Genomic DNA, 20,924 nt, shown 5'->3' with positions numbered 1-20,924 from the left:
AAAAATAAATTTACCAGTTAGTGCCGGTATCCCACCACAAACGAGTACCGGCATTATCATCCCCACCCAAAGCATTGACTAATGCACGATACTGCTCTGGATTCTCCGTTTGTAAGCCTCCGGGAAAATTTAACCGGCGTATCATGATTTCCGTATCGACGCAACCGTCCTTACTGTGGTTGAAGCGTACGGGGAAAAGACGTGGGTATCCTGTTCTACGCTGTTCCGCCCAAGCTTCACATCCTTCTGGAAACATCGCCAACCACTTTTGAGTCATAATCTTTTCTAATTTTGTATCCCGGTCAGCTGTTTCAATCCACTTTGGAGACACTGTACAACGTGCCTTTATATTATTTTCAGTATCATATGTATCCACAAAATCAGCAGCCAATTTATCACTATTCAAATAATCTGCCGTTTGCGATATACCATGTTGACGCAAAGATGCAGTAACCCCTCTCTCGTAACAGGTACCGGCATTTTCACTTGTCCAGTCCCGTAAAGCAGCTTCTGCTCGCAAGAACCAAACCTCAGCTGCAGTCATAAGAATAGCATCTGTCTTTTGAGTGGTTTGCAATTTAGATAAACCAAGGTAAGAGGTATGAGAGAAACAGGTCCCCTGCCGGATACCACGATATTGTCCCGTATATGCCTTATCCTGACAAGTAGCAAAATAAACAGCTTTCCGGGGATCTTCGTAACCGTTCATAATAGATTCCATAGGAGCACTCATATAAGTCTCATTCCACACCAGATTAAGTTCACCCAGCGGATTGGTATATCCACTTTGAGTTGAGACAGCTACCAGTTCATTTTCCGCTTCCAACACTCCATATTCATTATTAAATGCTTTGAGGAACTCTGAACGTGATTTTTCCTTATCCGCCAATGCAATACGCATGGCAAGTCTCATTCTCAATGAATTGGCAAACTTAATCCACGAAGTATATTTACCATCCATCAATATATCAAAACGGGAGAACTCAGCAGCTTCCGGATTCGACTCAACATAATCGGTAAGAACTGTCACAGCCGTATCTAACTCACAAAAGAATTCTTTGTATACAGCTTCCTGTGTATCGGGAGCATATTCTGCATCAGGATCGGCAAAGTGTGTATACACAATAGAACCATAATAATCCGTAACGCGATGCATCACTTCAACTTTCAGAATCTTTGTTATTCCGAAAAAGCCGGAATGCTTGTCACGAGTTGCATTTTCCGACTGGTATATCTGCGGAAAAATATACGAATAAGTATGTCCCCACATAGCACTATTCCAGCCATCCTGCAAATTATAGTCCGAATTATGACTTCCTCCATTCAGCGGTTTACCATCATGCATATATCCACTGAACATATCGGCATTCAGATTCTGTGTCAACTGAAAAGGCCAGTTCTTACCTTTTCCATAATCATAATTAAAGTAAATACCTTGCTGGATAATGCCTAAACGAATACCATGTTCATTGTAATCAATCTGCAAATCTTCATCCGTTACTCCGGACAAATCCGTATTAATGTCTTTAAAGTCACCTGTACACGAAGCTAATAATAGCAGTCCCCCGAATATCCAACTATATCTTTTCATTCCACTTTTCTCCTCATCCATTAAAATTCACACTTCAATGAAAAGCCCCAACTACGCGTCGTAGGCATTCCATACACATCAATACCTTGATTGTCATTGCCGGTAGACAATACCAAATCAGGATCAAAAGGAGCCTTCTTATAAAAGAAGAACAAATTACGGGCTATAAATGACAGTTGTACTTTCTTTAAAACCTTAGATTTCTCCATCCAGGAGGCAGGTAACTGATATGACAACGAAAGTTCTCTCAACCGGATATTTGTAGCATCATACATATAATATTCCGTTGTTCCCGCACGTCCACCAACTATCTTATAAAATCCCTTTACATTATCTATCTGATGTCCTTCGAGCATTACATAGCCTTCATCACGAGCTTGCGCTGTAACTTCCGATACACCATACAAGTCCATATCTGCCTGCGTTTGTGAAAGCACTTTCCCTCCATAACGGCAATCTACCAAGAAATAAAGCGAGATGTCTTTATAAGAAAGTGTATGATTCCATCCCATTTGGAACTTCGGATTAGAGTTACCTATCTTTACCGTATTCCCGTCACCTTCTATTTTAGGTAATCCGGCATTACTTCCTTCTGTCTCATATACAATATTACCTGAAGCATCCCGAACAAAAGCCTTTCCATAAATATCACCGATAGAACCACCTTTCACCAACTTCATGGCATAACTGGAAGAGAAACTGGTAGGCCCGTAAACAAACTCCTTCAATTCTTCGTGCAAAGCAACAATCTTATTCTTATTTGTCGCAAAATTAAGAGTGGTACTCCACATGAAATCTTTCGTCAGCACTGGCGTTGCATCCAATGCAACTTCCCATCCACGATTCAGAATATTACCAGCATTCACATACCGATAAGCATACTTATCACCCGCCAATGTAGGTAATTTGAAGAATTGATTGCGGGTATTCGTTTTATAAAAAGTAAGATTAAAACCAATACGACTATTCAAGAAACGTGCCTCAGCACCGGTCTCCCATGAATAATTCATTTCCGGTTCCATTTCTTTAAAAGGAGCCGCATCATTTGCCAAATACTCACCACCGGCAGTTATATGAGACAGAGGGTATGTCATGAATGGAGGAATATCATTACCTACCATACTATAAGCTCCACGTACCTTAGCGTATGACACCCATTCCGGCAATGTAAACAAGCGACTCAAGATCAGCGATGTTCCGATAGAAGGATAAAGATATCCCCGTTTCTCATGTTTGGTATGTGAAAGAGTGGATGCCCAGTCATTACGGGCACTCAAATCAATATAAGCACTTTCCTTGTATCCCACCTGGGCAGTGGCAAACAAGGATTGTAGCTGGCGGCGGGCATCTATCTTCTGATCAAGGGCAGCAGAACCATTCATTATTATATTTGCCAGATTGAAAACATTGGCATAATATAATGAAGCAGTCTTAGAGTCATAACGAGTAGAATTGGTGGTTTTGTCATTGAGACTCGTACCCAGCGCGCCGTTCACAGAGAAGTCACCCCATTGCTTCTTCATCATAAGCATCAGATCACCATAAAACTGGATATCCTGATAGTCCATTTCTATGTAACGTCCGTTCGTACCTGCTAAAGCCGGAGCTGTGGAAGCATAGAATTTCTGACGAAGCTTGTCATTAATACAATCAACATTACCACGAGTCTGTACTGTCAACCAATCATTTACTTTGAAACTTGCCGATAAGGATACTATAGCATGCAAGCGTACTTCTTTACTTTGTATACGATTCACAATCCAATAAGGATTTTGTTCAAAGTCATCATAAGAAGTATGCCAGTTTTGTATATTCAAATTTCTACTCTCATCATATACTTCGAAATTATCCTTGTAATAGGTCAGATCCTCTCCACGAGGAAAGCGATAAAGACCGACTAACGGATTCATATAAAATCCGCCCACCGTCGGTTTATTCTTAGTAACTTGCCGCATCAGGTTTACACTACCATCTAACCTCAGACGATCGTTAAACAAAGTAGAAGTTTCTCTGAAAGTAAGATTATGTTTCGACAAACGGTTTTTATCAATAATTCCTTTACCGGTAGTATTGGCATACGAGAAGTAGTTTTGCAATTTTTCGTTACCATGACTCAAGGATACAGAAGTAATAGAAGCCATTCCCGTAGAAAAGAAATCTTTCAGATTATCATTTTTTGGCAAATTTTGTCGCTCACCCCAACTATCTATAACTTCACTGACTCCATAACGGTTTTGCATCTCAGGCAAAGAAACAGCTTTATCAAACATAAGACTGGTAGAGAATGAAATACTACGCTGTCCCTGTGATTTACCTTTCTTGGTTGTAATCAAAATCACACCATTACCTGCCTGGCTTCCATAGAGTGCAGCAGCAGGAGCGCCCTTCAGGATACTTATACTTTCAATATCTTCTGAATTTAAATTTGAAATGCCATCACCACCATCGCGATTTCCTGCATTAGCTGTCCCTCCTATGGCACTGAAAGCTTGTTCCGAACTTGAATTCAGCATAGGAACACCGTCAATTACATAAAGAGGTTGATTTTCACCAGCCACCGAACGGATTCCACGAATACTTACCTTCGCAGAAGCCCCCAAACCTGATGAGACCTGATTGATTTGCACACCCGCAGCTTTACCTGTCAACGATGTTATCAAATTCGGCATTTTAACCCTCGTCAGTTCTTCATTCTTTATCTGACTCATGGCATAAGAAAGAGAGTGTTCTTTCTTCTCAATACCCAATGCAGTCACAACTATTTTATCCAGTTCCACAGCATCCTCTACCATTGTTATATTCAGGAAAGTCTTTCCACCCACACTTATCTCCTGCGTTTTATATCCCATAAAGGAGAACCGCAACATAGCATCGTCCGCAACAGCCAATTCAAACTTCCCCTCCACATCAGTAACTATACCGTTTGAAGTACCTATTTCTAACACTGTAGCACCCGCCAAGGGTACACCATCCTCATCTACAACACATCCTGTAAGAGTTTTTTGCGCCGAGATTACTATCAAACGACTTTCTACGTCGTTTGCAACAAAAGCATAACAAGAACTACTGTATAAGAAAAAATAACTAAAAAATAAAAAACAGATATAACTATAGATAGTAAGTTTCATAATTTGCAATAAAGAAATAACAATCTGCAAATGTAACCAATTTCTTTTTCAATTAAAACCTGTTATATAACATATAAGTAATATCTATCAGTGAAAAAAGAACAATAATATTTGTTTTTCAAGGATTTGTATGTATATTAGGGGCATGGATACTAATGCGGACATATTTAAAATAGAAACAAACCATGTGGTACCCTCACGTGGAAAAGTGTTGATATCTGAGCCTTTCCTCTATGATGAGATGTTTGGACGTTCCGTTATTTTGTTGGTAGACCACTCCACAGATGGCACAATGGGGTTGGTACTCAACAAACCACTTCCTTTAAGCCTAAATGATGTATTGAAAGAATTTAAGGATATAAGCAATATACCAATCTACAAAGGTGGTCCATTAAGCACTGACACATTGTTTTATCTTCACACTCTGAAAGACGTGGAAGATTCGCTGCAAATAGGAAAAGGAGTTTATCTGAATGGAGACTTCGATGCCATCCGCCGTTATATTTTGCAAGGTAATGATATCGACGGAAAGATACGTTTCTTCCTGGGCTATTCCGGTTGGGAACATGATCAATTATGCCAGGAAATAGAAGAAAACACCTGGTTAATAGGCTCAACAGGCATCTCCTCCCTTATGGATGAAAAAGGAAGTGCAGAGTTATGGAAAAATGTATTGGGACAGCTGGGAGGCAAGTATGAAATATGGTCACGCTTTCCACAAATTCCTACACTAAATTAATCATGCCGGATACGCTGCAATAATGCAACATCCTTGAAATATCCTTCAATACATAGCCAGTCTTTTAATAATCCGCAAGAAACAAAGCCACATGAAGTAAACAGGCGCATACTTGCTTCATTATCTGTAGCGATGTGAACAAATAATTGTCGCATACGCAGAAAATCAAAAGCATATTCGCAAAGCAATGTTAATGCATCCTTTGCATAGCCTGCTCCACGAAACTCTTTCCTGATCACGATACCCACTTCTCCACGCGCGTGCATAGGAGAAAAGTCCGTTATATCAATCGTACCAATTGTTAGACCGTCTTCAAGACGCACAATCATCATACGCAGTTGCTTATCAGCAAACATATCACACTGTGAGTTTTCCATGTATTGCTTCATAACATAGCGCGAATAGGGTACTGTAAAGTTACTGATATCCCACTGTTGAGGATCATTTTCCATCTCACAAATAAGTTCCAGGTCTTCCGGCTCCATAGCACGAAGACGAATACGGTCATTTATAAAATAGGTGTGCTTCATTCAGATGTAACATTTATCAGGAGTCACCAGTACACGGCTCTCCGGGTTATAAATACCAAGGCTCAATCCCATTTTGCGATGATGGGACAACAAGCGAATAATAGTTGAAAAAGAAAAGGCACGACAATCATATACTACATGTGTGAAACCTTTCAGTGAAATGAATGGACTTCCATGGCCATCTACAGCAGACATTTCATTGGATACAACAAAGTGATGCTTTTCACTTAATCCATTACGCTTTAAAAGTACGCGCAAGCTATGAATGGTTGCTTCTTCACCAAATACGAGAAAACGAGGAAAACGTTCTCCTCTCTGAAAAGAGGTTTTCATCTCTTTTACCGGAAAACTAAACAAACGCTGAACAAAAAGCACAAACAAGCGAACGCACATCTGTAGATGAATACCTGCACGCACCAGCCAACGCCCTATAACACCATAACGTTCTCCATGTTTACAAAAGAAAATATCCATTGCCTCACAAAATACACGCACATGCCGATAAGTATCCTTCGATGTACTTTCTCCCTTATAATGCAATATCGGATAAGGCAAATAATAATTTTGATATCCTGCTTCTTCTATCCGACAAGACAGGTCAATATCCTCACCATACATGAAGAAATTTTCATCCAGTAATCCGGTTTTATCTAATGCTGAACGACGAAGCAACATAAATGCACCCGCCAGCACTTCCACCTGATGAACGCCATCCATATCCAAAGCAGTACAATAATAACCACCCAAACTTTTAGAGTGCGGAAACAATCGTCCCAAACCGGACAATTTACCAAAAGTTGCCGCCAAAGTAGGATATCCACGTTTAGATTCCCTCAAAAAGCGTCCGTCATGCGTTATCATTTTCACACCGGCAGCCCCGGCTTCAGGATGAGCATCCATAAAAAGTATTACCTCTTCCAATGTCTGTTCCGACAATACAGTGTCAGGATTCAGCAGTAGCACATACTCCCCTTTCGACTCACGAATTGCTTGGTTATTGGCACAGGCAAAGCCCAGATTTTCTCTATTATAGATATAGGTAATATTCGGAAAGCGCTCAGTGATATATGCTTCAGAATCGTCCATAGAGGCATTATCCACTACCAGGATCTCAACTGAAAGATTATCAATAGCCCTGTATAAGGAACAAAGACACTGCTCCAGGTAATACTTAACATTATAATTGACTATGACAACGGAAAGTTTCATGCTTCCTCCTCTTTATTAATATGCAATTCCTTACGCAAGCGTCCTTCACCGGGTAGACAAAACAAGGAAGCCGTTAGAGCAATAAAAGCACAAAGAATTCCTTTATTACTCAACATGAGATAATAAACGGCAAAGCCCGCCAACACCGGTAACATTAAAAGTACGATACGAGTTTTACTCCAGAAAGAATACAAATGCAAGGCTTCGGGCAAACTAACCTTATCGATTTTGCGCGTAAGCATCCATGCAAATAATTTTAAGGATACGGGCACACAGATAGCCACCAGCAAAATAACCAATGTTTCAGCAAAATAAGTAGCACGTACATCAGCAGCATACGTGCCTACCCATTCCCCACCTGTTTCACCTACTACAATTAACAGAACCGGCAGCAACCAAAAGCTGACAAATATAACTTTTAAACGAGCTGCCACGTGTTTTATTTGATTTTCCATGTGCTAATAACTTAATAACTAATAATTCAATTTGTTCCGAAAAAAGGAGTTCGATTCACAATACTACGTCCCAATGTCACCTCATCTGCATATTCCAGTTCGTCACCAACAGAAATACCACGAGCTATGACACTCAACTTCACACCCAATTTCTCCAATTTACGGTAAATATAAAAATTGGTTGTATCACCCTCCATTGTAGTACTAAGTGCCAGGATAACTTCCTTTATTCCACCTGCAGATACACGCTGCACAAGACTTTCTATTTGTAAATCGCCTGGCCCCACTCCATCCATCGGTGAAATAACACCACCCAACACATGGTAAAGCCCACGGAATTGCTGCGTAGCTTCCACTGCCATAACATCACGGATATTTTCAACAACGCACACAGTAGAACCATCCCGCTGTGGGTTAGCACAGATACGGCAAGTTTCCGTATCCGATATATTGTGGCAGACTTTACAATATTTCACTTCGTGCTTCAGCGTAACAATGGCGTTACCAAAAGCCTCCACTACCGCCGTATCCTGTCGCAAAAGATGCAATACCAGGCGCATAGCCGTCTTTCGTCCAACTCCGGGCAGCTTGGCAAATTCACTCACCGCCTTCTCTAATAATATCGAGGAAAATTGTCCATTCATATTTAAAAATCAACTATTGGCAACAAAGATAATGCAAATTGGGGGCAGAACTTTCATGCAAGCATGAAAAAGTTCTGCCGAAATACAGCTTATCTTCTCAAAAGATAATCAGAATTCTGCATTCTGAACACGAAATTTTGAAATAAGTGTTACCTTTGCACGCATAAATAAAGAAAAGCTGCCTGTAAGGAGTGTAAATATTTACGTACCACTGTTCATAACAGCTCTTGGAAGGGGCATAACGTTTTTAAGAATATACAAGGTAAGGTTTTAAAACGCCATCATATTTTTAAAACGTTGGGAGGGTTTCAAAAAAGCATTCTCCACACGAAAAAAGAATAAAAAACTTTCTAAATTTGACAATAAAAATGGATATTACAAGCGCCGAGTTCGTCATTAGTAACACAGACGTTAAAAAATGCCCCCCAGGAATACTTCCCGAATATGCCTTTATCGGACGTTCCAACGTTGGAAAATCCAGCCTCATCAATATGTTGACAGGACGTAAAGGACTTGCCATGACTTCTGCCACTCCGGGAAAAACAATGCTTATTAACCACTTCCTTATTAATAAAAGCTGGTATATAGTTGATCTACCCGGTTACGGCTACGCCAGACGCGGACAAAAAGGAAAATCACAGATACAGCGTATCATTGAAGATTATATTCTGGAACGTGAACAAATGACGAACCTCTTTGTGCTTATTGACTCACGTCTCGATCCACAAGTCATCGATATCGAATTCATGGGATGGTTGGGCGAACATGGAATCCCCTTCTCCATCGTCTTCACCAAAGGTGACAAACTGAAAGGAGGCAGATTGAACAGCAATATCCAACAATATCTGAAAAAACTAAAAGAGCAATGGGAAGAACTTCCCCCATATTTTATGACCTCTTCTGAGAACAGAATGGGCAAAAAAGAGTTATTAGATTATATAGAGAGTATTAATAAGGAATTGAATGCCAAATAAAGTAATAGTTATATGAAAAAGAGTGGATTTTCAGTGGCATTTATTGTCACTTTGCTTCTGGTGTCTGCCAATAGCCAGGCACAGTCGCTAAAAGATTTATTCAATAAAGAAAACGTAGAAAAGGTAGTTAGTGCCGTTACTGGTAAAAATACCGTTGATATGACAGGAACATGGTCTTATACTGGTTCTGCCATTGAGTTTGAATCAGATAATTTGTTAATGAAAGCCGGTGGTGCAGTAGCCGCTACTACGGCCGAAGCCAAACTCAACGAACAATTAAGTAAAGTAGGCTTCAAACCCGGACAAATGAGCTTTACCTTTGCGGCCGACAGTACATTCAACGTCAAATTGGGAGCCAAAACTTTGAAGGGTACCTATACATACGATGCTACCGAAAAACATGTAGTCATGAAGTTCGTTAAACTGATAAATATGAATGCCAAAGTCAATTGCACATCAAGCAATATGGATTTGCTGTTCGAATCTGATAAACTATTAAAGCTTATTACTTTCCTTTCCAGCAAAAGTAGCAATGCAACATTAAAAACCATCAGCTCCCTGGCAAACAGCTACGATGGCATGATGTTAGGATTCTCACTCGAAAAGAAAGAATAACAAAATACAAAAATTAAAAAGCCCTGTAAACTTACTGTTTACAGGGCTCTTTAATTATTAATTTCTTAGATTATTATGAGAATTGAGCGGAAAACGAGACTCGAACTCGCGACCCTAACCTTGGCAAGGTTATGCTCTACCAACTGAGCTATTTCCGCAACTATGATGACTGTGTGAAGAGAAGGAGACTCGAACTCCCACGACATAACTGTCACTACCCCCTCAAAGTAGCGCGTCTACCAATTCCGCCACCTCTCCATACATTTCATATTCTCAAAGAGCAATTGCCTCACCTAATGTGCCCAGAACAGGACTCGAACCTGCATGCCTCTCGACACACGCACCTGAAACGTGCGCGTCTACCAATTCCGCCACCTGGGCATTAGGTAATTGCAATCTATGTACTTGAGCGGAAAACGAGACTCGAACTCGCGACCCTAACCTTGGCAAGGTTATGCTCTACCAACTGAGCTATTTCCGCGATTGCGGATGCAAAGGTAGATATTTTCTCCAAACCTGCAAACATTCCGCCCGTTTTTTTCGCGAAGAAAACTATACATCTCCTCCACTCTGAAGACATGTTTTTGATTATCAACTCATTCTGTCCCGATAATCTTCGTAAGAAAATTGCCTGAATATTTCAGCCTTCCCATCTTTCGTCCACATAGCAATAGCAGGATGATGGATTCCATTGAACATATTTGTTTTTACCATAGTGTAATGAATCATATCTTCGAAGACTATGCGTTCTCCGATCTGCAGTTCATGATCGAAACTCCAATCTCCCATATAATCACCACTCAGGCATGAATTCCCTCCCAAACGATATACATGGCAACCATTATTCCCCATTTCAGCACCACATACAGCGGGCTGATAAGGCATTTCAAGACAGTCGGGCATGTGACAAGTAAAGCTAACATTGAGAATAGCTGTGCGAATGCCGCGACTTTCTACAATATCCACTACTTCGGAAGTCAAAACACCAGTTTGCCAGGTAAAAGCAGAACCTGGCTCCAAAATAATATGCAAATGAGGATGGCGGCTACGTAAATCATTCAATAAATGAATAAGATGCTCTACATCATAATCTTTACGTGTCATCAAATGACCACCACCCAGATTCAGCCATTTTATCTGCGGGAACCAATAAGAGAATTTTTCTTCCAAATGCTTAAGCGTACGTTCCAGTTCGTAAGAAGAAGACTCACAGTGGCAGTGGCAATGAAACCCTTCAATACCCTGCGGCAAGGTTTCAGTCAGTAAATCTGCCGTTATGCCGAAACGGGTTCCGGGAGCACAAGGATTATACAACTCTGTTTCTACTTCTGAATATTCAGGATTGATACGAATACCACAGGAAATTCCACTTCCTTCCTTTACCACCGCAGGATAGAAACGGCAAAATTGTGACAAAGAATTAAAAGTTACATGGCTACTACAGCGCATGATTTCCGGGAAATCAGCCTCCGTATAGGCAGGAGAATAGGTATGAGCTTTACTGCCGAACTCTTCCAATGCCAATCGCGCTTCGTATACGGAACTCGCCGTAGAATGCTCGATATATTCCCTAAAAATGGGAAATGAGCGCCACATAGCAAACGATTTAAAGGCCAGAATAATTTCCACCCCGGCACGATCGGCAACACTTTTTATCAGCTTGAGGTTTTTTCTTAATAATTCTTCATCCATGATATAGCATGGGGAAGGGAAACGATCAAAATCTATCATATTTTCTTTTTTATCCGATTATTTTAAAACGGGCAAAACGCAATAAAAGTTGCTTGTCACCCGCATTCTTGAAACGAATGGTAGCTTTAGCATTATCACCCTCACCTTCCACTTTCACAACTTCTCCCAGACCAAAACGTTCGTGCTCAATCAATTGTCCGGGTTGTACTGCCATTGCAGAAGCAGGAGCTGACGAAGAAGCAGGAGTTGACGAAGTCACCCGCTTCAGATTACGTGGAACGCTCGGAGCAATTACCTGCTGCTTAGGACGCTGAGAAGTTTCCTTATTATAAAATGATTCACGTACATGAGGTGAACGAGAAAAACCAGTGCTATTCTCCCGACGGAATGATCCGGACTCATCATCAATCTTACTACTAAGTCCTGCCTCCTGGGGCAAACGCAGAAAACGAATATCTATATCTTTCAAGAAGCGACTGGGACTGCCAAATTCCATTTTTCCATAACGAAAACGAGTACGGGCATACGACAGAAAACAATGTTCTTCTGCACGGGTAATGGCCACATAAAACAAACGTCTTTCCTCTTCTAACGCACGGGGTGAATCCCCTACCATACCACTGGGAAAAAGATTTTCTTCCATTCCCACCACAAATACATTCCTAAATTCCAATCCTTTGGCAGAATGGACAGTCATAAGCGTGATTTTCTCGTCATCTCCATCTTTATCCGAGTCCTGATCAGTCAATAGTGAGACTTCCGAAAGAAAATCAGTCAACGATATATTAGGATTTCCTTCTTCCATACGCATCGCGCAGAAATCACTCATGCCATTTACCAATTCCTCAATATTCTCCTTACGGCTAAGGTTCTCCGGAGAATTATCCTGGCAGACATCATTAATTATACCGGATTGGCGGATAATTTCCGTACCAATTTCATAAGCATTTTTATCCACTATGCCTTCCAGAAATCCGGAAATCAAATCGCGGAAAATCTGTAATTTGGAATGTGTACCCTTATTGAAATTCAGCCCATATGTCAACGGTTCGCATAACACAGTCCAAAGACTGACACCATTCTCAGTAGCCGCAGCAATGATCTTACCCACTGTCGTATCACCAATACCGCGAGCCGGATAGTTAATAATACGTTTAAATGCTTCTTCATCATTCGGATTAACAACCAACCGGAAATAGGCTATCACATCCTTAATCTCCTTACGTTGATAAAAGGATAATCCACCGTAAATACGATATGGCATACCCCGTTTACGCATCGCTTCCTCAAAGACACGGCTCTGTGCATTGGTACGGTAAAGTATAGCAAAATCTGAATAGGAATAATGCTCCGAGCGACGAAGTTCCGCAATCTTATTGACTACAATATCCCCCTCTTCCACATCACTGTATGCCTGAAACACACCGATGGCTTCCCCTTTCTCTTTCTCCGAAAAAACCTCCTTACGTATTTGCCTCTCATTCTTCTCAATCAAACTATTCGCCGCACAAACAATAGTTTGTGTAGACCGATAATTTTGTTCCAGTTTGAAGACTTTTGTATTGGGATACACTTTAGTAAAGTATAGTATATTATCAATATCAGCTCCCCGGAAAGAGTAAATACTCTGGGCATCATCTCCTACCACACATACATGCTGATGATCTTTTGCCAACTGTAGTACAATACTATGCTGAGCATAATTAGTATCTTGATACTCATCTACCAGAATATAGCGAAACTGTTCCTGATAACGCGCTAACACTTCAGGATGATTCCTGAACAGTATAAAAGTATAAAAAAGCAAATCATCAAAATCCATTGCATCCGCCTGCCTACAACGATCCCAATAACGGTGATAAATATCGCGTATTGCAGGCATCTTAGCTGCACGGTCACCCTCATACGCTTCTTTATTGGATGCATACGCCGCAGGAGAAACCAAGTGATTCTTCGCATTGGATATACGCGTCTGCACGATCCCCGGTTTATACACTTTCTCATCTAGGCCCATTTCTTTTATAATAGAGCGCACCAGACTCTTACTGTCCGCCGTATCATAAATGGTAAACTGTGAAGTAAAACCTATATTTACGGCTTCCACATGCAAAATACGCAAAAATATGGAATGGAATGTGCCCATCCATAAATGACGTGCCCGCTGGTCTCCTACTTGCCGGGCAATACGCTCTTTCATTTCACGGGCAGCTTTATTGGTAAAAGTTAGAGCCAATATATTCCATGGCTGATAACCATTCTCTAACAAATAGGCTATTTTATAGGTCAGCACCCGCGTCTTCCCGGAACCAGCACCGGCTATAACCAGCGACGGACCCTCGTTGTAGAGCACTGCTGCGCGCTGTCCTTCATTCAGTTCTTCGATATAATTCGTATTCATGTATGCAAAATTAAGGGATTCTTTTCAGATTCATACAATGTATACGAACTAAAATAATTAAGATAGCATATTACATTTCAGAAAACAGTCCATAAGTCACTGTTTATTATGCACTTCCACAACAAGTCATTCTACATCTTCAAAAAGTTTTATAGATATGGAAGAACATTTATTGGATATCAAACGTTATATTAACAAAAACATAATTCAAGACAAATTATGAATACATTATTAACATCTTTAATGCTTATAATTATGACATACGAAATGCCTAAACTTCCATATGCAAACAATGCGTTGGAACCTGTAATCAGTCAGCAAACTATAGATTACCACTACGGTAAGCACTTACAAACATACGTAAATAACCTCAATAACCTGGTTCCGGGTACAGAGTATGAAAATAAAGATTTAGTAACCATAGTAGCCACTGCACCGGATGGAGCCATCTTCAATAATGCAGGACAAGTTCTGAACCATACTTTATACTTCCTGCAATTTTCCCCCAAACCTGCTCATAGTGAGCCAACCGGTAAATTAGCAGAAGCTATTAAACGCGATTTTGGAAACTTCGATAACTTCAAAAAAGAGTTCACAGCTGCTGCCGTAGGATTATTCGGCTCTGGCTGGGCTTGGTTATCAGTAGATAAGAACGGAAAACTTCATATAACCAAAGAAGCTAATGGCAGTAACCCTGTACGTGCAGGACTTATTCCATTGTTAGGATTCGATGTGTGGGAACACTCCTACTATCTTGATTATCAGAATCGTCGTGCCGATCATGTAAATGCTCTTTGGAGTATTATCGACTGGGATGTAGTGGGTAATCGACTGAAATAAGCAACAACAACCTTATAAACTCTTTTTTTAATGCGCACCTACGGGAATAGAAACTTCCCATAGGTGCGTTTGTGTTTCAATCTAACATATTTTAATGAAAAATCCTCTCCGATAATGCAGGAATGAGCGAATTTGAGTATTTGTCTGATAGCCAGTGATATTTGCACTGTAATGTAGTGATTGGCAGATGGCAGAGATATGGGGTTTGAGAGGAATACAGCAAAGGTTGCGTTTCCAAACCATTACCTGACTACAGAAACTGATTTAACTATAACGGTTTGTATTTCAATATTCTGCACAAGTTTCATTTACAGTCATGCTACTCTCATAATTTAATTTTGCACCAAACAAAAAGTAAGTATGAGAGCGACATTCAAGACCGTGTTCTATGTGAACGCAAGTAAGGAGAAAAACGGAGTTGTCCCCATTATGGGACGTGTGACCATCAACGGAACCATCGCACAGTTTAGTTGTAAGCAGACTATCTTAAAGAGCCTTTGGGATGCAAAGGGCAACCGTGCCAAAGGCAAGAGCAAGGAGGCACAGGCGGTGAACTTCGCGTTGGACAACATCAAGGCACAGATAACGAAACATTACCAGCGGCTTTCAGACCGTGAGGCTTATGTGACGGCAGAAATGGTGCGCAATGCCTATCAGGGATTCGGCACGGAATACGAGACATTGCTACGGGCTTTCGACAGGGAGAACGAGGCGTTCGCCAAACGGGTGGGCAAAGACCGTGCGGTGCGCACCTATCGCAAATACCTGACGGTAAGGCGGTATCTTGCGGAATTTATCCGGTCACATTACAAACGCAGTGATATATCAATGAACGAGCTGACCGAGGATTTCATCCGCGACTATTGCCTGTATCTCCGCAATGAGGTGGGACTTGCCCAATCTTCCGTGTGGATTTACTCTATTCCCCTTAAACACGTGGTCACGGCAGCGCATTACAATGGTAAGATACCACGTAACCCGTTTGCCCTCTACCGTGTGGATCCTGATTTCAAGGAACGGGAATATCTGACGGAAAAGGAACTGAGGGCATTCGCTTCCGTTGAGCTTGCCAATCCCAACTATGCCCAGGCGAGGGATCTGTTCATGTTCGGGGCAATGACAGGCATTTCGTTCATTGACATCAAGAACATGACCATAGAGAACATCGTGGAAATGAACGGTTCCTTATGGGTTGTGTCGAGACGGCAGAAAACGAAAGTTCCGTTCCAAGTCAAACTGATAGACGAAGCCTTGCGGATAATCAAGCGTTATGAGCCGTTCAGGAAGGACAATCATCTTTTCAACATCAGTTCATACGACATGGTAAACCGCCGTATAAAGAAAGTGGCGGAGAAGTGTGGTATCAGCAAGCGAATCTCGTTCCATCTGAGCCGCCACTCCTTCGCTGTGATGGCTCTCAACTACGGAATGCCGATAGAAAGTGTGAGCAAGATACTCGGACACACGGATATCAAGACAACCCAAATTTATGCAAAAGTGACCTGTACCAAACTTGATCATGACATTTCACAGTTTGAAAGCAGGATTGACGGACATTTTACAACGCAAGAATATGGAAAGAGGAATAATAACAATCAGTGAAACGGGTGCAGTCACCATGCCGACCGCACCCGTGTGGATGACGCAACAAGAGATAGCCGACTTGTTCGGCGTATTTTCCTGCCACGTCCGCAAGGCGATTCATTCCATCTACAAGAACAAGGAACTGAACGACTTTGATACGATGAAGTATGTCAGGCAAGCGAATAGAATCAGTTATGACGTTTACAGCCTTGAAATGATTATCGCCATTGCATTCAGGATATGCAGTAAAGAGTGTATCTTGTTCAGACGGTTTGTAATAAATAATATCTGCGCCACCAAGAAAGAAACACCGATTACATTGTTTGTTTCCTGTGGCAAGGGTAACAACCGATGGTATAGTTGAGATTCATTCCGCCAGCCACTCGTTCCCGATGCACGGATGCAAAGGTAGCGCATGGTTTGATGGCAGCGGCAAGGTCGGGCGGCTGTGCCGTTTCGGGCAGAATCTTCCTCCTGTGGAGCGTATTCAGCCCGAAAACCTTGCCACTGCCTGCCATGCGCTTAAAAGGCATCCGGTAACGGAAACAAGCGACTGACGGAAAATCAGAGGATAGAAAAGAACGGCTTACAGACGGAACAGGATTTTGACGCTTCATCCGTAAGCCGTTCCTTTTTTCTTTTTGTCGGAAATCCATTGCTGCGCAGTCACAGGGCAGACGGCAAACTGCGCTCCTTCAAGAAAATCATGTGCCTGTCAGCCGATAGGCGGAGCGGTAGCCATCTGCAAGCATCCTTTCGATGTCGGATTCACGGTAGAGAATTTTGCCACCCAACTGGATGTAGGGTATCCGTCCTTCATTACGGTAGTCCTGAAGTGTCCGACGGCTCACTTTCAGCCGTGCCGACACTTCCTTGTCCGTGAAGAAACGCTCGCCGCCCAGTGTCGGGCGGTAGTTGGCAGTCATACGCTCAAAGCTGTCAAGCAGACGGTCAATGCTGTCCATGAAGTGGATTATCCACTCGCTGTCCTTGTCAATCAGTTCATTCATACATTTTGGATTTAGTGGGTATTGTTATTTTACTTCGCTCATTGAATCAAGTTCATATCGTCCTTCCCTTGAATCTCGCTTCTTTTCGTCTGTCTTCCACAACGGAAACGACACGCTGCACGTCTTCGGGACGGTAGTACGTCTTGTGGTTTATCTGCGAGTAAGCAAGCGTGCCGTTATCCCGTAGGGTCTGCAATGTGCGCGGACTGATGTTCAACATCCGGCACACGTCCTGATTATCCATCCATTCTGCCATTTTCTTCTCTCCGTGCCGCTGGCAGACGGCTTCCATGCGGCGGACGAAATGGTCGAACTTGGCGACCATCGCTTCAAAGGTCTTTCTTTCGATTGATACTATTTCCATATACTTCATTTTTGTTATTGTTTCTTCTCGTCGCAAAGAAAAGGGTAAACCTTTATAAAACAATGGTTTTTTCAAAACTGGCAGCTTGTGGCACAACGATGTAGCGGTTGTCCATAGTAGTAATGGCTAAATACACCTTTCCTACCCGATTGTCGTGTCTAGTGTCTATATTGTAATAAGTGTAGGAACGGACTACCATTGCCGTATTCTTAACAAGACAGAACAAACCATCGGTGGGATTGGAAATAAGCCCTTATTTCTCTTCCGCATCGCATCCCGTTTAATCCAAGCACTCCAGCAAAACGGTGAAGTCTGCACTGATGTCCGGACAGGTATTAAGCAAAGCCACACAAAATTGCCGAATCGAATCCAAACGCTTGACTGACTGCATTAAAGCACCTTATTTCGCTGGCGACAATCGGTCGAGGTACTGACCAAGACCATAGTAATAACTTAATCTATTTGTTTTTATGGCAACAAAAAAAGAATCAGTCATCAGTGAACAAGAAGTTCAGGAAATCGTGGAAAGAATGGGGCGCAGGGAATCCCGTGACAGGACATCCTTGAATGACTTCTACAAGCGTATCGGTTTGGAACCGGACGAGCCGGAACATACCGATGCTCCCGGTATCTCTGAAACGGGAATCTCCGTGACGGAAGAAACAGCGGAAGAAGCGGCGAATGAAGTGCTTGAAGAAGCTGTAAGTGACATGCCCGGAAAAGCGGCAATGCCGCAGAGGCGTATCAGCAGCAAGCAGCGCAAGCTGTCATTGGACGAGTACCGTACCACTTATCTCCATGTTCCCAAGATTGCCGACCGTAAGCCCGTGTTCGTCAGCGGCAAGGTGCGCGACAGTCTGGACAGGATAGTCCGCTACTTCGGCGGCAGGGGCATGAGCGCATCGGGGATGGTCGAGAACATCGTCCGCCTGCACCTTGAGACCTACAGGGAGGACATCGAGCAGTGGCGCAAGCTTTGAGGGGATTGTGGTGGAAACGGTCAAGCCGGTGGATGCACTCCATCGGTTTGACCGATACCCCAAGTGAGTTATTGCACTCACAACCCAATCCGACAGACGGAGGATTTGTGTGTCCTCAAAGACACAGCAAGATATATTTTCAGTTACTCCGGTTGATTCCGGTAACTGAAAACCCTTGCACTGCCGTGGGCTGAATTATCCTCCGCAGTCGGATAATTTCCAAGTTTTTTAATCGGAGATTAGATAGTGAATGAACCATTAAATTGAAAAAAGAAGATAGGATGAAAAAGAACTGTAAGTACGGGAGAAATCCCGTGTTGAATCCGAAGACACACTGCGTGATGGTGCGTTTCGATGATGTGGAATGGAATAAGTTCCTCACGATGTACGAGGAATCACAGGTATATGCGAAAGCCGTCTTTCTCAAGGCGCATTTCTTCGGGCAGAAATTCAAGGTGATGAAGGTGGACAAGGCGATGTTTGAATACAGCACCAAGCTCTCCGACTTCCATGCCCAGTTCCGCGCCATTGGCACGAACTATAACCAAGTCGTGAAAGAATTGCGCTGCCATTTCTCGGAGAAGAAGGCAATGGCTCTACTCTATAAGTTGGAGAAGTGTACCATCGACCTTGTGAAGTTGAGCCGGGAGATTGTTGGGCTTTCGAGAGAGATGTATGCCAAATGGGAACAACGGAAGGAATGACCATGTTTATAAAGTAACCAGAAAGTTTTAAGTGTAGTTATGTAGTTCAGGAAACAAAAGCACCCTTAATCCGGTGCATTTTTGTTTCCTGAATCATTACGGCATCACACTATTCTTCCTATACTCAGATAAAGATGTTCCCGTTTGTTTGCGGAAGAAACGGCACATATAAGACGTATCGGGAAAATGTAAGTGGAGTGCCATCTGCTCTGCTGTCATAGTAGTGTTGCGTAGCATATACTTCATTTCCAAAATTACTTGACGGTCTATTGCCTGTTTGGGAGTCTCTCCACAGACTTGACGGGTAACCATTGCCAAATAATTAGGTGTTATACAAAGCCGGTTTGCATAATAAGCCGTAGTGCGATGTTCTCTGAAATGGTCGAATAAGAGATTATAGAATTTCATGCAGAGTGCTTCTGCCGGATTTCTGTTATCTTTCACTGGCTGGTCACCATTGCACCGTTTCCATTTGTCATAGTAATCGAGCGCAAAGGCGTGCAACAAACCTGAAAGGATATTTGGGTGATACAAATTGGCATGGTCTGTATAAATATCACCCAGTATTTTCATCCAATCGCCCATCGTATCGCCCATCTGCAATATAGGCGAGGCATAAAAGCTGTCGTAAAAACCATTGGGAATATCATAGAAAGACTTTTCCGCAAAGTCCCTGCTCATCAGACAATAGAAAGTATTGAATGCTGCTGTCATGGATGAGAAAGCGGAACGCATAGAGGCATGGATGGGTGACAATCCCGAAAATGAGCGTATGCCGGAGGTGAAGCAGGCGTTGGAGGCTCTGAAAGATGCCGAGCCGCAGCGCATCGCCTTCGAGGATCTGGACTTCAATTTCGGGGAACGCTGGATTCCGACGGGTGTCTATGCCGCCTACATGAGCCGGCTGTTCGACACGGAGGTGAAAATCGCCTATTCCGCAAGCATGGACGAGTTTTCGGTGGTGTGCGGCTACCGCACCATGAAAATCACGGACGAGTTTCTGGTGAAGGGGTATTACCGGAACTATGACGGTATGCACCTCCTAAAACACGCCCTGCACAACACCTGCCCTGACATGATGAAGTCCATCGGCAAGGACGAGCATGGCAACGACATCAAGATGCGCGACAGCGAGGGAATACAACTCGCCAACGCCAAGATTGACGAGATACGAAACGGCTTCTCCGAATGGCTCGAAGAGCAGTCGCCGCAGTTCAAGGAGCGGCTTGTGACGATGTATAACCGCAAGTTCAACTGTTTCGTGCGCCCGCGCTACGACGGCTCCCATCAGACCTTTCCCGACCTCAACCTGAAAGGGCTGGCAAGCCGGGGTATCAAGAGCGTCTATCCCTCACAGATGGATTGCGTCTGGATGTTGAAACAGAACGGCGGCGGAATTTGCGACCACGAGGTGCTGCGCCCATAAGGGCATATAGTAAATGTAGGCTTAGCAACCTACCCGGCAAG

20 protein-coding genes, 4 tRNA genes and 1 pseudogene are annotated in these 20,924 nt (G+C 42.7%); 9 read left to right on the top strand and 16 right to left on the bottom strand.

What is annotated here, in order from left to right; all coding sequences use genetic code 11:
* Positions 1-10 precede the first annotated feature (10 nt).
* Positions 11-1,591: a SusD/RagB family nutrient-binding outer membrane lipoprotein gene (locus DW182_RS02485; protein ID WP_044532046.1), complete on the bottom strand. Its 1,581-nt coding sequence runs from the start codon at positions 1,589-1,591 to the stop codon at positions 11-13.
* 20 nt (positions 1,592-1,611) lie between these two features.
* Complete coding sequence (locus tag DW182_RS02480; protein WP_199678537.1) at positions 1,612-4,719, bottom strand: SusC/RagA family TonB-linked outer membrane protein; 3,108 nt, start codon at positions 4,717-4,719, stop codon at positions 1,612-1,614.
* Between the two features lie 145 nt (positions 4,720-4,864).
* Between DW182_RS02480 and DW182_RS02475 the strand changes: the two genes are divergently transcribed.
* Positions 4,865-5,458 (top strand): YqgE/AlgH family protein, encoded by a 594-nt coding sequence (locus tag DW182_RS02475; protein WP_118294794.1) that lies wholly within the window; start codon positions 4,865-4,867, stop codon positions 5,456-5,458.
* On the opposite strand, the gene DW182_RS02470 is transcribed toward DW182_RS02475, so the two are convergent.
* From DW182_RS02470 to recR, 4 genes are read right to left on the bottom strand one after another with little or no spacing between them, the layout of a single operon-like run.
* Positions 5,455-5,988 (bottom strand): GNAT family N-acetyltransferase, encoded by a 534-nt coding sequence (locus tag DW182_RS02470; protein WP_118294556.1) that lies wholly within the window; start codon positions 5,986-5,988, stop codon positions 5,455-5,457. The genes DW182_RS02475 and DW182_RS02470 overlap by 4 nt on opposite strands.
* Entirely contained in the window at positions 5,989-7,197 is a 1,209-nt protein-coding gene (locus DW182_RS02465; protein ID WP_118294555.1) for a glycosyltransferase family 2 protein, read from the bottom strand.
* Positions 7,194-7,652, bottom strand: a complete 459-nt coding sequence (locus tag DW182_RS02460) for a hypothetical protein (RefSeq protein WP_118294554.1) — start codon at positions 7,650-7,652, stop codon at positions 7,194-7,196. The genes DW182_RS02465 and DW182_RS02460 overlap by 4 nt, the downstream gene beginning before the upstream one ends.
* 26 nt (positions 7,653-7,678) lie before the next feature.
* Complete coding sequence (recR, locus tag DW182_RS02455) at positions 7,679-8,296, bottom strand: recombination mediator RecR (RefSeq protein WP_118294553.1); 618 nt, start codon at positions 8,294-8,296, stop codon at positions 7,679-7,681.
* Positions 8,297-8,664: 368 nt separating this feature from the next.
* Here recR and yihA point away from each other — a divergent pair, with 368 nt between their 5' ends.
* On the top strand, positions 8,665-9,270 hold the full coding sequence (gene yihA / locus DW182_RS02450) for a ribosome biogenesis GTP-binding protein YihA/YsxC (RefSeq protein ID WP_118294552.1): 606 nt from the start codon (positions 8,665-8,667) through the stop codon (positions 9,268-9,270).
* A 12-nt stretch (positions 9,271-9,282) separates the two neighbouring features.
* Positions 9,283-9,885 carry a DUF4923 family protein gene (locus tag DW182_RS02445; RefSeq protein WP_118294551.1) on the top strand — a complete coding sequence of 201 codons (603 nt, stop codon included), beginning with the start codon at positions 9,283-9,285 and terminating at the stop codon, positions 9,883-9,885.
* Positions 9,886-9,970: 85 nt separating this feature from the next.
* On the opposite strand, the gene DW182_RS02440 is transcribed toward DW182_RS02445, so the two are convergent.
* The 6 genes from DW182_RS02440 to DW182_RS02410 form a co-directional block, all read right to left on the bottom strand.
* A tRNA-Gly gene (locus DW182_RS02440) sits at positions 9,971-10,043 on the bottom strand.
* Positions 10,044-10,059: 16 nt separating this feature from the next.
* Positions 10,060-10,143: transfer RNA gene (locus DW182_RS02435), tRNA-Leu, on the bottom strand.
* 41 nt (positions 10,144-10,184) lie between these two features.
* Positions 10,185-10,266 (bottom strand) — tRNA-Leu (locus tag DW182_RS02430).
* A gap of 27 nt (positions 10,267-10,293) precedes the next feature.
* Positions 10,294-10,366, bottom strand: a tRNA-Gly gene (locus DW182_RS02425).
* Positions 10,367-10,476: 110 nt separating this feature from the next.
* Positions 10,477-11,616, bottom strand: coding sequence for a carboxynorspermidine decarboxylase (gene nspC, locus DW182_RS02415; RefSeq protein ID WP_118294550.1), 1,140 nt, complete (start codon positions 11,614-11,616; stop codon positions 10,477-10,479).
* Between the two features lie 10 nt (positions 11,617-11,626).
* The gene (locus DW182_RS02410) at positions 11,627-13,975 is read right to left on the bottom strand and encodes an ATP-dependent helicase (RefSeq protein WP_118294549.1); all 2,349 of its coding nucleotides are present in this window, start codon (positions 13,973-13,975) and stop codon (positions 11,627-11,629) included.
* Positions 13,976-14,218: 243 nt separating this feature from the next.
* Between DW182_RS02410 and DW182_RS02405 the strand changes: the two genes are divergently transcribed.
* The 3 genes from DW182_RS02405 to DW182_RS02395 all read left to right on the top strand — a co-directional run bounded on the left by DW182_RS02405 (position 14,219) and on the right by DW182_RS02395 (position 16,763).
* The gene (locus DW182_RS02405) at positions 14,219-14,815 is read left to right on the top strand and encodes a superoxide dismutase (protein WP_117692042.1); all 597 of its coding nucleotides are present in this window, start codon (positions 14,219-14,221) and stop codon (positions 14,813-14,815) included.
* Between the two features lie 360 nt (positions 14,816-15,175).
* Complete coding sequence (locus DW182_RS02400; RefSeq protein ID WP_118294548.1) at positions 15,176-16,417, top strand: site-specific integrase; 1,242 nt, start codon at positions 15,176-15,178, stop codon at positions 16,415-16,417.
* Positions 16,389-16,763: a hypothetical protein gene (locus tag DW182_RS02395; RefSeq protein WP_118294547.1), complete on the top strand. Its 375-nt coding sequence runs from the start codon at positions 16,389-16,391 to the stop codon at positions 16,761-16,763. The genes DW182_RS02400 and DW182_RS02395 overlap by 29 nt, the downstream gene beginning before the upstream one ends.
* On the opposite strand, the gene DW182_RS02390 is transcribed toward DW182_RS02395, so the two are convergent.
* The 3 genes from DW182_RS02390 to DW182_RS02380 form a co-directional block, all read right to left on the bottom strand.
* Entirely contained in the window at positions 16,714-17,016 is a 303-nt protein-coding gene (locus tag DW182_RS02390; protein WP_118294546.1) for a hypothetical protein, read from the bottom strand. The two genes, DW182_RS02395 and DW182_RS02390, sit on opposite strands and share 50 nt — an antisense overlap.
* 87 nt (positions 17,017-17,103) lie before the next feature.
* The gene (locus DW182_RS02385; RefSeq protein ID WP_118294545.1) at positions 17,104-17,409 is read right to left on the bottom strand and encodes a helix-turn-helix domain-containing protein; all 306 of its coding nucleotides are present in this window, start codon (positions 17,407-17,409) and stop codon (positions 17,104-17,106) included.
* Between the two features lie 52 nt (positions 17,410-17,461).
* Positions 17,462-17,773, bottom strand: coding sequence for a helix-turn-helix domain-containing protein (locus tag DW182_RS02380; protein ID WP_118294793.1), 312 nt, complete (start codon positions 17,771-17,773; stop codon positions 17,462-17,464).
* Between the two features lie 470 nt (positions 17,774-18,243).
* Here DW182_RS02380 and DW182_RS02375 point away from each other — a divergent pair, with 470 nt between their 5' ends.
* Positions 18,244-18,753, top strand: a complete 510-nt coding sequence (locus DW182_RS02375; protein ID WP_118294544.1) for a DUF3408 domain-containing protein — start codon at positions 18,244-18,246, stop codon at positions 18,751-18,753.
* A gap of 281 nt (positions 18,754-19,034) precedes the next feature.
* A complete protein-coding gene (gene mobA, locus DW182_RS02365; RefSeq protein WP_118294543.1) occupies positions 19,035-19,457 on the top strand; it encodes a conjugal transfer protein MobA in 423 nt (140 codons plus the stop codon).
* A 96-nt stretch (positions 19,458-19,553) separates the two neighbouring features.
* Here mobA and DW182_RS02360 read toward each other — a convergent pair whose 3' ends face one another.
* Entirely contained in the window at positions 19,554-20,171 is a 618-nt protein-coding gene (locus DW182_RS02360) for an AraC family transcriptional regulator (protein ID WP_158573925.1), read from the bottom strand.
* Positions 20,172-20,175: 4 nt separating this feature from the next.
* On the opposite strand from DW182_RS02360, the pseudogene DW182_RS02355 reads away from it, so the two are divergent.
* Positions 20,176-20,871: pseudogene (locus tag DW182_RS02355) on the top strand (DNA methylase); the annotation flags it as partial.
* Between the last annotated feature and the right edge of the window lie 53 nt (positions 20,872-20,924).

The sequence above is a fragment of the Bacteroides sp. AM16-24 genome, from assembly GCF_003471885.1.
Classification (GTDB): Bacteria; Bacteroidota; Bacteroidia; order Bacteroidales; family Bacteroidaceae; genus Bacteroides.
This window is presented reverse-complemented; position numbering and strand designations above follow the sequence as displayed.

Coding starts and splice junctions, on each gene's coding strand:
- DW182_RS02380 (WP_118294793.1), bottom strand. CDS start 17,773: ATGGAAATAGTATCAATCGAAAGAAAGACCTTTGAAGCGATGGTCGCC.
- DW182_RS02390 (WP_118294546.1), bottom strand. CDS start 17,016: ATGAAGCGTCAAAATCCTGTTCCGTCTGTAAGCCGTTCTTTTCTATCC.
- DW182_RS02465 (WP_118294555.1), bottom strand. CDS start 7,197: ATGAAACTTTCCGTTGTCATAGTCAATTATAATGTTAAGTATTACCTG.
- DW182_RS02460 (WP_118294554.1), bottom strand. CDS start 7,652: ATGGAAAATCAAATAAAACACGTGGCAGCTCGTTTAAAAGTTATATTT.
- recR (WP_118294553.1), bottom strand. CDS start 8,296: ATGAATGGACAATTTTCCTCGATATTATTAGAGAAGGCGGTGAGTGAA.
- DW182_RS02395 (WP_118294547.1), top strand. CDS start 16,389: ATGGAAAGAGGAATAATAACAATCAGTGAAACGGGTGCAGTCACCATG.
- DW182_RS02405 (WP_117692042.1), top strand. CDS start 14,219: ATGCTTATAATTATGACATACGAAATGCCTAAACTTCCATATGCAAAC.
- nspC (WP_118294550.1), bottom strand. CDS start 11,616: ATGATAGATTTTGATCGTTTCCCTTCCCCATGCTATATCATGGATGAA.
- DW182_RS02400 (WP_118294548.1), top strand. CDS start 15,176: ATGAGAGCGACATTCAAGACCGTGTTCTATGTGAACGCAAGTAAGGAG.
- DW182_RS02485 (WP_044532046.1), bottom strand. CDS start 1,591: ATGAAAAGATATAGTTGGATATTCGGGGGACTGCTATTATTAGCTTCG.
- DW182_RS02475 (WP_118294794.1), top strand. CDS start 4,865: ATGGATACTAATGCGGACATATTTAAAATAGAAACAAACCATGTGGTA.
- yihA (WP_118294552.1), top strand. CDS start 8,665: ATGGATATTACAAGCGCCGAGTTCGTCATTAGTAACACAGACGTTAAA.
- DW182_RS02360 (WP_158573925.1), bottom strand. CDS start 20,171: ATGACAGCAGCATTCAATACTTTCTATTGTCTGATGAGCAGGGACTTT.
- DW182_RS02375 (WP_118294544.1), top strand. CDS start 18,244: ATGGCAACAAAAAAAGAATCAGTCATCAGTGAACAAGAAGTTCAGGAA.
- DW182_RS02480 (WP_199678537.1), bottom strand. CDS start 4,719: ATGAAACTTACTATCTATAGTTATATCTGTTTTTTATTTTTTAGTTAT.
- DW182_RS02385 (WP_118294545.1), bottom strand. CDS start 17,409: ATGAATGAACTGATTGACAAGGACAGCGAGTGGATAATCCACTTCATG.
- DW182_RS02410 (WP_118294549.1), bottom strand. CDS start 13,975: ATGAATACGAATTATATCGAAGAACTGAATGAAGGACAGCGCGCAGCA.
- DW182_RS02445 (WP_118294551.1), top strand. CDS start 9,283: ATGAAAAAGAGTGGATTTTCAGTGGCATTTATTGTCACTTTGCTTCTG.
- DW182_RS02470 (WP_118294556.1), bottom strand. CDS start 5,988: ATGAAGCACACCTATTTTATAAATGACCGTATTCGTCTTCGTGCTATG.
- mobA (WP_118294543.1), top strand. CDS start 19,035: ATGAAAAAGAACTGTAAGTACGGGAGAAATCCCGTGTTGAATCCGAAG.